The 14,355-nt window shown below is 73.1% G+C and carries 9 protein-coding genes; all 9 read left to right on the top strand.

Features of this window, described 5'->3' with window-relative positions; genetic code table 11:
- The first annotated feature begins 399 nt into the window (after positions 1-399).
- The 9 genes from ACQEU8_RS26840 to ACQEU8_RS26800 all read left to right on the top strand — a co-directional run bounded on the left by ACQEU8_RS26840 (position 400) and on the right by ACQEU8_RS26800 (position 14,354).
- Positions 400-1,383 (top strand): pentapeptide repeat-containing protein, encoded by a 984-nt coding sequence (locus tag ACQEU8_RS26840; protein WP_433108734.1) that lies wholly within the window; start codon positions 400-402, stop codon positions 1,381-1,383.
- Positions 1,384-1,588: 205 nt separating this feature from the next.
- On the top strand, positions 1,589-3,106 hold the full coding sequence (locus ACQEU8_RS26835; protein WP_433108732.1) for a tetratricopeptide repeat protein: 1,518 nt from the start codon (positions 1,589-1,591) through the stop codon (positions 3,104-3,106).
- A gap of 175 nt (positions 3,107-3,281) precedes the next feature.
- Positions 3,282-4,274, top strand: coding sequence for a thiopeptide-type bacteriocin biosynthesis protein (locus tag ACQEU8_RS26830; protein ID WP_433105454.1), 993 nt, complete (start codon positions 3,282-3,284; stop codon positions 4,272-4,274).
- 291 nt (positions 4,275-4,565) lie between these two features.
- Positions 4,566-5,930 carry a lanthionine synthetase LanC family protein gene (locus tag ACQEU8_RS26825; protein ID WP_433105452.1) on the top strand — a complete coding sequence of 455 codons (1,365 nt, stop codon included), beginning with the start codon at positions 4,566-4,568 and terminating at the stop codon, positions 5,928-5,930.
- A gap of 219 nt (positions 5,931-6,149) precedes the next feature.
- A complete protein-coding gene (locus ACQEU8_RS26820; protein WP_433105450.1) occupies positions 6,150-7,976 on the top strand; it encodes a glycoside hydrolase family 15 protein in 1,827 nt (608 codons plus the stop codon).
- Positions 7,977-8,481: 505 nt separating this feature from the next.
- A complete protein-coding gene (locus ACQEU8_RS26815) occupies positions 8,482-10,278 on the top strand; it encodes a fatty acyl-AMP ligase (protein WP_433105448.1) in 1,797 nt (598 codons plus the stop codon).
- The gene (locus ACQEU8_RS26810; RefSeq protein WP_433105446.1) at positions 10,275-12,140 is read left to right on the top strand and encodes an acyl-CoA dehydrogenase family protein; all 1,866 of its coding nucleotides are present in this window, start codon (positions 10,275-10,277) and stop codon (positions 12,138-12,140) included. Before ACQEU8_RS26815 ends, ACQEU8_RS26810 begins: the two co-directional genes overlap by 4 nt.
- Complete coding sequence (locus ACQEU8_RS26805; RefSeq protein WP_433105444.1) at positions 12,134-13,969, top strand: acyl-CoA dehydrogenase family protein; 1,836 nt, start codon at positions 12,134-12,136, stop codon at positions 13,967-13,969. The genes ACQEU8_RS26810 and ACQEU8_RS26805 overlap by 7 nt, the downstream gene beginning before the upstream one ends.
- 22 nt (positions 13,970-13,991) lie before the next feature.
- Complete coding sequence (locus ACQEU8_RS26800; protein ID WP_433105442.1) at positions 13,992-14,354, top strand: acyl carrier protein; 363 nt, start codon at positions 13,992-13,994, stop codon at positions 14,352-14,354.
- Position 14,355: the final 1 nt, after the last annotated feature.

Raw genomic sequence — 14,355 nt, 5'->3', positions numbered from 1 at the left:
GGCAGGGCGGCCCCCGCGCGGGGCGCCTCGGGCCGCTCGTGAGGGCCCTCCGGCGGACGAGCCCTCCTCGCATGTCAGGCCACGGCAGGGGGCCAGCCCCCCGCGCCCGCCCACCCTCGTGCCCGCCCACCCGCGGGCCGGGCCCTACTCGCCCGCCGGTCCCCTCACGCGTCGGTCCCCTCACGCGTCGGCCCCTCGCGGGCCGGGCCCTCGCGGGCCGGGCCCTCGCGCGGCCGCAGTCCGGCCGGGACGGGTCCGGCCAGGGGGGGCGGCCGGGACGGGGCCTTGGCGCGGAGGCATTCCGGAGGCGTTGGGTGGGCTGGTGGGAGGGGTGGTCTGGGCGTCGTCATGGGGGCGGGAGGGGGTTTCGGGGCGGGTTACGTTGGGTGGGTGAGTGAGATGAGTGGGCGGGGGAGTACGGAGCGGTTGCGGGCCGACTGTGGGAGCTGCGCGGGCCTGTGCTGTGTGGCGCTGCCGTTCACGGCGTCGGCCGACTTCGCTGTGGACAAGCCGGCCGGGAAGCGATGCGCGAACCTGACCGCGGACAATCGGTGCTCGATCCACGCGGGGCTGCGGGAGAGCGGTTTCACCGGCTGTTCGGTCTTCGACTGCTACGGGGCCGGGCAGCGCGTGACCGCGCGGGAGGGGCTGACGCCGGGGCCGGAGATGTTCGCCGTTTTCCGGGTGACGAGGCAGCTGCATGAGTTGCTGTGGTTGCTGACGGAGGCCGAAGCCGCGGAGCAGGGCGGGGAGGAAGAGGAGGCGCGGCGCTTGATCGCGGAGCTCGACGCGTTGGTCGAGGGCGACGCCGAGGTGCTGCGCGGTGTGGATGTGGACGTGTGGCGGGGGCGCGTGGGGCCGGTGCTGGAGACGGTCAGTGCGCGCGTGCGGAGCGGTCTCGGTGGGCGTGATCTGCGGCGGGCCGATCTGATGGGCGCCCGGCTGCGGGGCGAGCGGCTGCGCGGGGCCACGCTGCGGGGTGCGCTGCTGATCGCGGCCGACCTGCGCGGTGCGGACTTGCGTCAGGCCGACCTGCTCGGAGCGGATCTGCGGGACACCGATCTGCGGGGTGCCGACCTGTCGGGTTCGCTCTTTCTGACCCAGCCGCAACTGAACGCCGCCCGCGGTGACTCCGCGACCACGGTGCCCGACACGCTGACCCGCCCCGCGCACTGGCTGACCGGCCCTCCGCCCGGGCAGCATGAGGCTCCGCGGCAGGTGCGGGGTATGCCGCGTGGGAAGGCCACCGCGGGCGGCGGTGGCGGCGTCGGCGGGAGGAGCGGCAATGAGCAGCGCACCGGGCGTGGAGGACGCGGCAAACGGAACGGAGGAGTGGTACGCCGCAACGGCACCGGTCAGTCCGGGCGCCGCCCCACCGAGTGAGGCACCCGCGCCGAACGGGTCGGCCATGAAGGAGCCCGCTGCGGAGGGGCCCGGTGCGGCTGTCGGGGACCAGGTCCCAGAGGGCGGGGCCCCGGTGGGATCGGACCAGGTGGAGGGGACCGCCGCCTCCGGGCAAGGTGGTCCGGGCGAGACGGCGCGGGCTGGGCGGGCCGGCTCTCGGCGGCGGGACCGGCACGGGTTGGAGATGAGTGGGCTCGGCAGTGGGGAGGGCGGTGCGGAGGCAGCGGCGTGGTACGAGAGCGCGGTGGACTCGCTGCTGTTCTTCCGGGGTGATGTAGCCGAGTCCGTCGGGGCGATGCGCCGGGTGGCGCCAGGGGCGCCGATGGGCCAGGTGTTCGCGGCGTATCTGGGTCTGCTCGGTACGGAGCAGACGCAGGCGGCGGCCGCGGGTGAGGAGTTCGCGCGGTTCCGTGCCGAGGCGGACAACAGCGGGTTCACCGAGCGCGAGCGGGCCCACCTGTGTGCCGCGTCCGTCTGGCTCGGCGGGGACGTCGAGCGGGCCGGGGAGCTGTTGCGCGAGATCAACGTCTGCTGGCCGCGGGACACTCTGGCGCTGACCGTAGGGCACCAGATCGACTTCTTCACCGGGAACGCCGCATCGCTGCGCGACCGGATCGCCGGGGCGCTGACGGCGTGGGACGAGGACGATCCGCACTACGGGCCGCTGTTGGGCATGTTCGGCTTCGGTCTGGAGGAGTCGGGCCACTACACCCGGGCCGAGGAGATGGCGTCGGCTGCCGTGGAGCGCCAGCCGTACGATGTGTGGGGCATCCACGCGGTCGTGCACACCCTCGAGATGCAGGGGCGCTTCGCGGAGGGCATCCGCTATCTCGACGCGCGCACGCCGGACTGGGGCGCCAACAACATGATGGCGGTGCACAACTGGTGGCACTACGCCCTCTATGCGCTGGAGGCCGGCGATACGGGCCGCGTGCTGGAGATCTACGACGCCGTGCTCGACCCCGCCTCCTCCGCGGGTCTGGCCCTCGAACTGCTGGACGCGGCCGCGCTGTTGTGGCGGCTCTACCTGGAGGGCGAGGAGGCCCGGCGGGCTGTCGGCGACCGCTGGGGGCCGCTCGCCGACGCCTGGGCGGCGCGCGGCGACGGTCCGCACTACGCCTTCAACGACACCCATGCCGTCATGGCGTACCTGGGTGCCGGTCGGGTGCGCGAGGCCGAGGCGCTGGTGGCCGACCGTACGGAGTGGGCGGCGCGTCCGCTCCCCGGCGTCACCAACCACACAATGACGGCGGAGATCGGGCTTCCGGTCTGCCGGGCGCTGATCGCCTTCGCGCGGGGACGGTACGAAGAGACTGTGGACCTGCTGCTGCCGCTGCGTGGGCGGCTCCATACGTTCGGCGGCAGCCATGCGCAGCGGGATGCCGTGCAGCGCACGCTGGTCGAGGCGGCGCTGCGTGCCCGCCGCTGCGAACTGGCCCGCACCCTGCTGAGCGAACGCCTCAACCTGCGCCCCACCAGCCCCTACAACTGGCTCGGCCAGGCGCGCCTCGCCGACGAGTTGGGCCGCGCGGCGCTGGCCGCCACCGCCCGTACGAAGGCCGCCGACCTGGCTGCCCCCGGCCAGAAGGCGCTGGCCGGAGCGGCCACCCCGGCGGAAGCCCTCGCCCCGGCGGGTGCCCATGCCCCGCCGGATGCCCATGCCACAACGGGAACTGCTGCCACGGGGCCCTCGCAGGACTGACGACCGGGCGCCTCCCCCGCTTCCCCTGGCGCCCGCAGTCCGCCCTCGGGTCACCGGCGCACAACTGCCGGTCATATGAAGAATCCGGGTCGGTCGTTGGGTGATCGGAAAGGCGGGCAAGTCCCTTTTATGACGTGATTGCGGCAGCGTAATCACCGGCGAAAGGGGCTGGAAATTGCCCGATGCTTGGTATTTGCTGCGTCCGCCGCATACCCGGTCCGTTGTCGGAGAGCGGCTGCGGGAGTTGCGATCGCGTGGTCGGGCGGCCCTGTCGGCCGGTGTTGCCGCGGGGCTCGCCGCCGCGCGGGACACGAGGGCCGACCCGCCCTGGACGCAGGTCAATCTGGCGGTGGAGCGGGAGGAGCGGGCCCGCGCGCATTTCTGCGCGGAACTCGGTGTCGTGGCACGGGAATTCCTCGGTGCCGACCGGGCGCGGAACTTCTTCTTCATGCACAAGGAACCCGGAATGCGGGTGCGCTTTCAGGCGTCAGGGGCGGATGACGTCGAACCGCTGCGCGCCGCGCTGCTGCGTCGGCTCGACCGGTGCCAGGGGGCACGGACGCGGCCGGTGTCGGTGGTGTACGAGCCGGAGCAGTATCTGTTCGGCGGTCCGGCATCGATGGCGTACGTGCACGACCTGTTCACCCTCGATTCCTTCGCCTGGCTGGATCACCACGCCCAGCACGGCGGTAGCGAGGGCCAGTTGACGGCCTGGCGGCATTCGCTGTTGCTGCTGCGGGAACTTTTCGCCGGGCTGGGCATCGTCGGCTGGGAGCACCGGGGGGTGTGGCACGCCGTGAGCCGTGAGGCGGGACGCGGGCTGCGCGGCGCGGCGGCGGGCGTCGATCCGGAGGCACGGCGGCAGGCCGCCGCTGGGATCGTCGCGTACTGGCGTGCGTCCCGCGAAGAGGCTCTGCGTGCCTTCCCGGAGAAGCGCCGCCCTGCGCTGACCCGGCATGCCGAGGCGGTCCGCCAGGCGGCCACCCGCTGGCGGAAGGGGTACTTCGAGGCCGGTCAGGCGACAGTGGGTCCGCGTACGGCCGCCGCCTACTTCACGGTCTTCCACTGGAACCGCGGCCGACTGTCCCTGGCCCGCCAGAGCATCATGACCGACGCGCTGGCAGCCGAGGGAGGGCTCCCCCATGAGGGCACACCACCCCGGCACTGACGCCGCCGCCACAAGGTGCGACCTCGGCCCGAGTGCGGCGGGCCGACCCGGGGCGGAGCCGAGGACCCTGCCGCAGCCCCGACGCGCGGGTCACCGAGAGCGAACTGGCGGAGCCCTCGCCGAAGGCCGATCACAGCGAACTCCGCACGATCGTCGTCTGCGGATCCGTAGTGATCTGCTGACCCGCACCGCTTCTCGGCCCGTACAGGGCCGATGGCTGCCACGAGCCGCCCGGCAGCGGGCCGGGCGGCTCCCCGGACACCTTCATCGACCGATGGGAGGCACCCCGCCATGACCCAGCACGCTCTCACCGACGCCGGGATCCGTGCGGTGGCCCTACGGGTCGCCGTCGCCGCGCTCGACCGATGGGCCGACCGCGCCAGACAGGCCGCGGTACAGCGCCCGCCCGACGTATCCGTCGGCACGCCGCCCGAACCCGCAGGTGACCCCGGAATCCCCGTACTGGCGCGGCAGGTGGCCGCGGTCGGAAGCGCCGAGGCGGCGGCGGTCGCCGCCCGCGCCTGCGCCGTGTGGGCCCGTGCGGCGGGCCGCGGCCCCGGCCACCGCGGGCTGTACGACGGCGGGCTGGCCGGGACGCTGGTGGGGCTGCGGCAGTGCGCCGTACTGCACCCGGCACTGCAGCCGGTCGCCGACCGGCTGCGGGACCGGCTGCTGGACCGGCCCGTCAGCGGCCAAGTGCCGTACGGGGCGGTGACGTTCCCCGACTACGACCTGATCCTCGGCCCCTCCGGCGTCCTCCTCGTGCTGACCGCGGACCTGCCCCACGCGAGGAGTACGCGGGACAGGGCGGCCGGCGCGCGAAGCATGCCGGCCGGCGCGGACGACAGGCGCGCGCCCAAGGGCTTCGGAAAGGGGCTGACCGACGGCGTCGCGGACGGAAACGCTCCCGGCCTGGTGGGGCTGACCGCATACGCGGAGCACCTCGCGGCCCTCTGCGACACGCCCGAACTGCCCGGTCTGCGCGCCCACTACCCCGACCACCCGCTGCTGGGATGGTTGCACGGGCGGATCAACACCGGTATGGGGCACGGCGTCGCGGGTGTCACGGCGGCGCTCAGCGCGGCCGTACGGCGACTGGGCCCGCGCCCCGAACTGACCGCCGCACTCGGTCACACCTGCCACTGGCTGACGGGCGAGTCCTTCGACGACGCGCGGGACATCCGCAGCTGGAACGCCAGTGGGCCCGCCGGAGCTCCGCGGCTGCCCGGCGGAAACGCGCGCCAAGGGTGGTGCTACGGCACGCCCGGCGTCTCCTGGGCGCTGTGGGAGGCCGCCGACGCGCTCGGCGACGGGGCGGCATCCGCCTGGGCTGCGACCGCCTTCACCTCGCTGGCCGAGGGCTTCCACGAGGGCTACCACCTCTTCGGGGACCACCCCGGCGACCGGCTCGGTCTGTGCCACGGCGCTGCGGGCGTGCTGGCGATCGCCGACGCGCTGCACCGCCACGGCGGGCTGCCCGCCGCCACCGCGCTGCGGAGCCGCCTGCTGTGCCATCTCGTCGCGCACGAGGACGAGTTGGCGGCCCTGGCCGAGGAACGGTGCGGGCTGCTGGGCGGTGCGGGCGGCGCCCTCGCCGCCATGCTGACCGCGACGGGCGGAAGCCGCAGCTGGCTGCCGTGCCTGGGCCTGCGCTGAGCCGCGGCGGCGCACGTACCGGTTACGTGCCGCTGAGTCGCACCGCCGCACGTACCGGTTACGTGCCGCGCTCTGCCGCACCTACCGGGTACGCGCCGTGCCCAGCCCGTCGGCCGCCGGACCCGCTGCGGGGTGCCCCAGCGGGGCTCTAGCGAGGCTCCACAGGGGGCGCTTGTGCTGGTGGGGCCGTGGGCCCTACGGCGGTTTCGGGGAGGCCGGGTGGCGACGCTGATCGAGGACTACGCGCTGATCGGTGACATGCAGACAGCTGCGCTGGTCGCCAGGGACGGCTCGGTGGACTGGCTGTGTCTGCCGCGCTTCGACTCGCCCGCGGTCTTCGCGGGCCTACTCGGCACCGACGAGCACGGGTTCTGGCGGCTGGCGCCCGCCGCCCGCGGTCCGGCGCCCGGGGAGGCTGCCGCGCGGCGCCGCTACCGGGGCGACTCACTCGTGCTGGAGTCCGAGTGGGACACGCCCGAGGGCACCGTACGCGTCATCGACTTCATGCCGCCGCGCCGGGACGCGGCGCCATGCCTGGTGCGGATCGTGGAGGGCGTCTCCGGGCGGGTGCGGATGAGTTCCGCGCTGCGGATGCGGTTCAGCTACGGCCGTGTCGTGCCGTGGGTGCGGCGGGAGGGCGGGCAGCGTGCCACCGGGCTCGCGGACCGTACGGTCGCCGTCGCGGGGCCCGACTCGCTGTGGCTGGACACCGAGGCCGATACGTACGGCAGCGACCTGACCACCCATGCGGACTTCGCCGTCGCCGCGGGGCAGCGGGTGACGCTCACCCTCAGCTGGCAGCCCTCGCATCTGGCGGCGCCGCCCCGGCCCGACGCGGACGAACTGCTGTGCGGCACCGAGCGGTTCTGGGCCGGGTGGACAGCGCAGTGCAGCTACACCGGGCGCTGGCGGGAGGCCGTCGTCCGCTCCCTCATCACCCTCAAGGCCCTCACCTACGCGCCCACCGGCGGCATCGTCGCCGCGCCCACCACCTCGCTGCCCGAGGAACTCGGCGGGGTGCGCAACTGGGACTACCGCTACACCTGGCTGCGGGACGCCGCCATCACACTGGGCGCGCTGCTGCGTACCGGCTACCGCGAGGAGGCCCGGCGCTGGCGCGAGTGGCTGCTGCGGGCCGTCGCCGGGGACGCGCAGAACCTCCAGATCATGTACGGCGTCGCCGGTGAGCGGGAGCTCGCCGAGTCCGAGCTGGCCTGGCTGCCCGGATACGAGGGCTCCCGGCCGGTACGTATCGGCAACGGCGCCGCCGACCAGCTCCAACTGGATGTGTACGGGGAGGTCGTCGACACGCTGTGGCTCGGCCAGACCTCCGGGCTGACGCCCGACGTACGTGACGACAGCACGCACATCCTCCAGATGAAGCTGATGAACTATCTGGAGTCCAACTGGCGGGAGCCCGACGAGGGCATCTGGGAAGTACGCGGCCCCAGGCGGCACTTCACCCACTCCAAGGTGATGACCTGGGTGGCCGCCGACCGCACGGTGCGCCGGCTGTCCCGGCTCGGCCTGGACGGCCCCGTCGCGCGGTGGCGTGCCCTGCGTGACGATGTGCATCGCGAGGTGTGCGCCAAGGGGTACGACGCGGACCGCAACACCTTCACCCAGTCCTACGGTTCGCGGGAACTGGACGCCTCACTGCTGCTGATACCGCAGGTGGGTTTTCTGCCGCCGGACGACCCGCGGGTCGTCGGCACGGTGGAGGCGGTGCAGCGGGAACTGTGCGAGGACGGGTTCGTACGGCGCTACCCCGTCACCGGCGAGGGGGACGGGCTGCCGGGGGGCGAGGGCGTCTTCCTCGCCTGCTCCTTCTGGCTGTCCCACGACCTCGCCCTCATCGGCCGCCCCGCCGAGGGCCGCCGCCTCTTCGAGCGCCTCCTCGCCCTCCGCAACGATGTGGGCCTCCTCGCGGAGGAGTTCGACACCGCGCGCCAACGGTTGGTCGGCAACTTTCCGCAGGCCTTCAGCCATGTGCCCCTCATAGACGCCGCGTTGCGCCTAGGGCGTCCCGCCGAAGGTGAGGGCTGACACCGGCATTCCGCTTGCCCGGCGTGGGGGCTGCGCTTGCCAGCCCTGCGCCTCTGGCGCAGACCTCCCAAGCTCCGCAGGGGGACGCGCCCCGAAGGGGCGCGGGGAACTGCGCGAGCAAGCACAATGCGCCCGCAGCCCGCGTGCCACGGGCAGTGGCACCCCCTGGCCGGAAACCGGGGGGGAGTCGGGGTCTAGAGCCGTCCACGAGTGGGAGCTCTCACGCTGGGGGCCCAATCGGCTGCCCCCCGGGAGGAAACGTGTGGGTTCGCAAGGCGTTGACGGTGATATGGAGGGCCCTCTCCACATACGGAATGCTCTGGGTGGTCCCGCACTTCGAGGTGCGGGAGAACAAAGCGACGGCTCCCGATCCGCAAGGATCCACGGTGAATAAAGGGGGACTTGAGAGGGTCGAGTCAAGCTCTGGCCAGAGATGACACGTTCGCGGGTCGTCTGAAACGGCCCGCCCGTCGGGCGGGTCGCCAACGGGGCTATGGGGGCGATGATGGCTGTGCCCAGGAACTTCTCGGAACTCGCACTGCGGAGAATCCACGAGCGGCCCGAAGCGACCGCTTACCAGTTCGTCCGGGCAGGCCGCGACGACGGACTCGAAGCCGATTCCCTCAGCTACGGCGACCTGGGCACGCGCTCCCTGCACCTGGCGGCCTGGCTCCAGGAGCGTGGCTGTCACGGGCAGCGGGTGCTGATCCTGCACACCGACGGGGCGCAGTTCGTCACCAGCTTCCTGGGCTGTCTGCTCGCCGGCGCCGTGGCCGTTCCGGCGCCACCCCCCAGCGGCGCCCGGCAGAACGTGGAGCGCGTCGCGAACATCATCAAGGACGCAGCCGTCAGCTATCTGATGACGGACTCCGCGAACGCCTCCGCCGTCTCCCAACTCCTGGCCACCATCGGCCACTCCGAGGTCGTCTGCCTGGCCACCGACCGGGCGACGAGCACGAACAGCGCGCCCGCGCCCGAGTGGCACGAGCCCGGGCTCTTCCCCGACGACGTGGCCTACCTCCAGTACACCTCCGGGTCGGTCAGCGACCCCAAGGGCGTCATGGTGACGCACCGGAACATGCTGGCCAACCAGGAGGCCATCCGGCAGGGAATGCGCACGACGGCCGACTCGGTGGTCGGCGGCTGGCTGCCGTTCCACCACGACATGGGGCTGGCGGGCCATCTGCTGCACCCGTTGTGGCTGGGCGGCAGAGGGGTGCTGATGCCGCCGATCACTTTCGTCAAGCGACCTGTCAACTGGCTGCGGATGGTCGACACCTACGGCATCACCACGGGCGGCGGCCCCAACCTCGGCTACGACCTGTGTCTGCGCCGCGTCACTGATGAGCAGATGCGGGGGCTGGACCTCTCCCGCTGGACGACGGCCGTCAACGGGGCCGAGCCGGTGCGCGCTGAGACGATGGACGCGTTCGCCGAGCGGTTCGCCCCCACCGGGTTCCGCCGCTCGGCGTTCTACCCCTGCTACGGGCTGGCCGAGGCCACCCTGCTGGTCTCCGGCGGGACACCGGGCGCCCCGGCGCTGGAGCGCACCGTCGACTCGGGCGACCTGGAGCACCACTCCCTGTGCGACGCGCGGCCTGCCAGGCCGAGCCGCACCCTGGTCAGTTCGGGCATCCCGCGCGGCTGCGAGGTGCGGATCGTCGACCCCGAGAGCCATGCGCAGCTGCCGGACGGACGGGTCGGCGAGGTGTGGGTGCGCGGGGACAGCGTGGCGCACGGCTACTGGAACCGGCCGCTGGACAACGCGCACGCCTTCCGCGCCACCACTGCCGACGGTACCGAGGGGTTCCTGCGCACCGGGGACCTGGGAGTGCTGGACGGCGGGGAGCTGTTCGTCACCGGACGGCTCAAGGACATCATGATCGTCGCCGGCCGCAATCTGTACCCGCAGGACATCGAGCGCAGCGTGCAGCAGGTCAGCGCGCTCTTCGGCTCCAGTGCCGCGTTCTCGGTGGAGTCGGACCGCGACCATGTGGTCGTCGTCCAGGAGGTACGCACCAGCCGTAACTACGACACCCAGCTGGCGTCGCTGGCGGCGGATGTGCAGCAGTGCGTGGCCCGGGAGTTCGAGGTCGCCGCGGAGAACGTGCTGCTGGTGCGTCCGGGGACCGTGCGCAGGACCACCAGCGGCAAGCTGCAACGCCGCGCCATGCGGCAGATGTTCCTGGAGGGACAGATCCAGCCGCTGCACGAGGTGGTCGCCCCCGAGGTGCGCAAGCTGGTCGACGCCGGGGCCGACGCGCGCGCAGGCAGCCGCCGTGCTGCGGGGGAGCGGGGATGACGGTGCTGCGCGGGCGGCGTACGCGGCAGGAGCGCGAGGCGGCGTCCGCCGCGCGCTGGCCGCTCGCCGAACGCTTGGACGCCTGGCTCGGTGACCCGCACGACAGCACCGGGCCGTTCGGCTACGCCACCGCCGCGCGCGCGGATGCCGCGGAGGAGTTCCCCTCCGCCGCCTGTGCCGCGCTCGACGAGCTGGGGCTCCAGCACTACTACGTGCCCGCCCAGTACGGCGGCACCCTCACCTGCCTGCCGCAGCTGCTGGAGCTGATCCGTACCCTCGCCCGGCGGGATCTGACGACAGCCGTCGGGCACGGCAAGACCTTTCTGGGCGCGGTGTGCATCTGGGTCGCCGAGGAGGGCGCGGGGGCCGCGCGGCTGGCGGATCTGGTGCGCGCCGGAGAGCCCGTCTCGCTGGGACTGACCGAACGTGCCCACGGCAGCGACCTGATGGCGGGCGAGGTCGTCGCTGAGGCGACACCCGACGGCTACCGCATCTCCGGTGAGAAGTGGCTGATCAACAACGCCACCCGCGGCCGCCTCGTCTGCCTGCTGGCCCGTACGGCGCCCGAGGGCGGCCCGCGCGGCTTCAGCCTGCTCCTCGTCGACAAGGCGGAGCTGCCGTCCGGCACCTTCCGCACCCTGCCCAAGGTGCCCACGCTCGGCATCCGGGGCGCCGACATCAGCGGCCTCGCCTTCGACGGGGCGCCGGTGGCCCGCGACTGTCTGGTGGGGCAGGAGGGCAAGGGTCCGGAAACCGTACTGAAGGCGCTGCAGATCACCCGCTCGCTGTGCACGGCGCTGTCGCTGGGCGCGGCCGACCACGGGCTGCGGCTCGCCCACGGGTTCGCCGCGGAGCGGGAGTTGTACGGGCGGCGGATGCTGGATCTGCCGCAGGTGCGGCGGACGCTGGCGGAGGCTTACGGAGATCTGCTGGCCGCCGAGGCGCTCAGCACGGTCGCGGCACGCAGCATCCACACACTGCCGGGCGAGCTGAGCGTCACCTCGGCGGTCGCCAAGTATCTGGTGCCCACCATGGTCGACCGGATGCTGCTGCGGCTGCGCGGGGTGCTCGGAGCGCGGGCGTTCCTCAGCGACTACCACGCGCACGGGCGGTTCCAGAAGCTGGAGCGCGACCACCGCATAGTGGGCATCTTCGACGGCAACACGATGGTGAACCTGTACGCGCTCACCGCCCAGTTCCGCACGCTGGCCCGCGGATTCGCCCGGCGGACGGGCCGATCCTGCGACCCGGAGCAGCACGCCGCCACCTTCTCCCTCACCGGCCCGCTGCCGGATCTGCGGCCCGACCGGCTGAGCCTGCTGGCCCGGGACGGCAGCGCGCTGATGGCGTCCCTGCCCACGAGCACAGCGGCCCTCGAACGGGCGGCCGCCGCGGACGCCCGGCTGGCGCCCGCGGCCCGCTCGGCAGCCACCCTCACAGCGGCGTGCCGCGAGCTGCATGCCCGGATGGGCGCGGCCCGGCTGCTGCCCGGCGGGGCGCCCGTGGAGAGCTTCGATCTGGCGCGCGGCTACAGCGCCTGCTTCGCCGCCGCCTGCGCACTGGGCCTGTGGCGGCACAACAGCGGGCCGTACGACGGAGGTTGGCGCGAGGGACAGCCGCCCGGCGAGGCCGACGGCGCTCCGTCGCCGCTGTGGCTCCAGGCGGTGCTGGACCGGCTCTCGAGCGCGCTGGAGGAGGCTGTACCCGGCAGTACCGGGCCGTTGCCGCGGCCCTGGGGGGTGGAGGAGGAGGCGCGGGAGTCGCTCTACGAGCGGCTGCTGGAACGGATGGCCGCACAGTACGCGGCGGGGGAGCTGTTCTCGCTGCTCCCGTGCCGCATAGCAGAGGGACCGCCATGCTGACGCCGACCGAGGGCACCGGGCACACCGAGGGCGCCGGAGCCGAAGAAGAGCTCCGGGTCCAGCACCGTGTCGCCGATCTGGAACGCCGCTTCGGCGATCCGTCCGACCCGGACAACCCGCTGGGCATCACCGCGCTGCTGGCCGCCGACGAGCGGGGGGAACTGCTCGCCGAGGCCGAGGACGTACTGACCGACTTCCAGCTGAACGCCGAGTTCGTACCGCGGGAGTGGGGCGGCAGGCTGGAGCGGGTCGACACCATGGGCCGGGTGCTGCGTACCGTCTTCCGCAGGGACGCCAGCCTGGGGCTCGGCTACGGCGCCACCTCCTTCCTCGCCGCCATCGCCGTCTGGGCGGCCGGTACCGACGAGCAGCGGCGGCGGGTGGCCGAACTGCTGCTGGGCGGCGGCCGGCTGGCCATCGCGTACCACGAGCTGGCGCACGGCAACGACTTCGTACGCAACGAGTTCCGGGCCACCCCCACCGCCGACGGTGGTTTCCTGCTCGACGGCGTCAAGCAGGTGATCAACAACGTCGTCCGTGCCGAGGCGCTCGTCCTCTTCAGCCGCACGGACGACGCCGCGGGCAGCCGCAGCCACTCCGTGCTGCTGGTGGAGAAGGACCGGCTGCCGGACGGCCATCTGCGCTATCTGCCGCGCTACGCCACCGTGGGCGTACGCGGCTGCCAGAACGCCGGAATCGAGTTCACCGACTGTCCCGTGTCCGGCGACGCGCTCGTCGGCGAGCTGGGTGACGGTGTCGAACTGGCGCTGCGTTCCTTCCAGATCACCCGCAGCGTCGTGCCGTCGATGATCCTGGGCGGGGGCGACACCGCGCTGCGTACCGCCGTGAGCTTCGCGCTGAACCGGCAGCTGTACAACCGCTCGGTGCTGGAGATCCCGCACGCCCGCGCCACTCTCGTCGGCGCCTTCACCGACCTGCTGATCTGCGACTGTCTGGCGCTGGTCGCCACCCGCGCGGTGCATCTGCTGCCCGCCGAGACGAGCGTGTACGCGGCAGCCGTGAAGTATCTGCTGCCGAAGCTGCTGACGGATACCACCTACGACCTGTCCGTCGTCCTGGGCGCCAACTTCTATGTGCGCGGCGGCGAGTACGGCGCCTTCCAGAAGCACGTACGGGACCTGCCGATGATCAGCCTCGGACACGCGGGAACCGCGGCCTGCCAGGCGACGATCATCCCGCAGCTGCCCCGGCTGGCCCGCACCGCCTGGTTCACGGGACCACCGGCACCGGATGGGCTCTTCCGGATCCGCGACCCGCTGCCGCCGCTGGACCCCGGGCGGCTGGAACTGGTGGCCACCGCGGACGGGCTGGCGTGCTCCCTGGTGGGCGTCGCCGACGAACTGGCGGGCGAGGGCGGCGCGGAGGGCGCGGGCATCGGTGCCCGTACCGGCGAGTACGGCGAGGCGATGGTCGCGCTGGCCGGGGAGCTTGAGGCGGAGCTGCGCGGCCTCCAGGAGGAGTGCTCCGCCATGCCCGCCAAGGACCGTACCGTGCTGGCCAGTCCGCGTGCCTACGCAGGTGCGGACCGCTACGCACTGCTGCTGGCGGCGGCGGCCTGCCTCGGCGTATGGCGCAACCAGGGCGGCGCCCCGGACCCGGATGGGGAGGCGGACCCGCACGCCGCCTCCACGGACTTCCTCGCCTCACCGGTGTGGCTGACCGTCGCCCTCACCCGGCTCGCCAAGCGGCTCGGCCGTCCGCTGCCCAAGCTGCCCGCCGGCTGGGAGGAACATCTGCTGGACGAGGTGCTGTCGCGGTACCACGAGGCCCGCAGCTACGACCTGTACGACACCCCGCTCGCCGGCTGAGGAGCAGGACGAGGAGCATGCCATGGTGCCGCAACCGACCGGGGCGCAGGCCCCGGACCCGTCAGGGACCCGTACGCCGGCCCGCGCGGCGTTGCACGCGCAGCCGGGTGAGCGCGAGTTCGCGCGGTGGCTGACCGCCCGGCTCGCGGAGTTCCTGAGCCGGCCCGCCGAGGACATCGACCCGCGCACGCCGTTCGCGGAGTACGGGCTGGACTCCGTCGCCGCGCTGAGCCTCTACGGCGACATCGAGGACGAGTTCGCGCTGTATCTGGAGCCCACCGTCGCCTGGGACCACCCCACCGTCGAGGCGCTGGCCCGCTGCCTCGCCGACGAGTACGCGCGCAGAGGCGGCCACGCACGCGCCGACGGATCAGCGGAGGTGTGAC

It is taken from the genome of Streptomyces sp. CA-250714 (assembly GCF_050936705.1).
Lineage (GTDB): Bacteria > Actinomycetota > Actinomycetes > Streptomycetales > Streptomycetaceae > Streptomyces.
The sequence above is the reverse complement of the archived record's forward strand: the minus strand, read 5'-3'. Positions and strand labels throughout refer to the sequence as shown.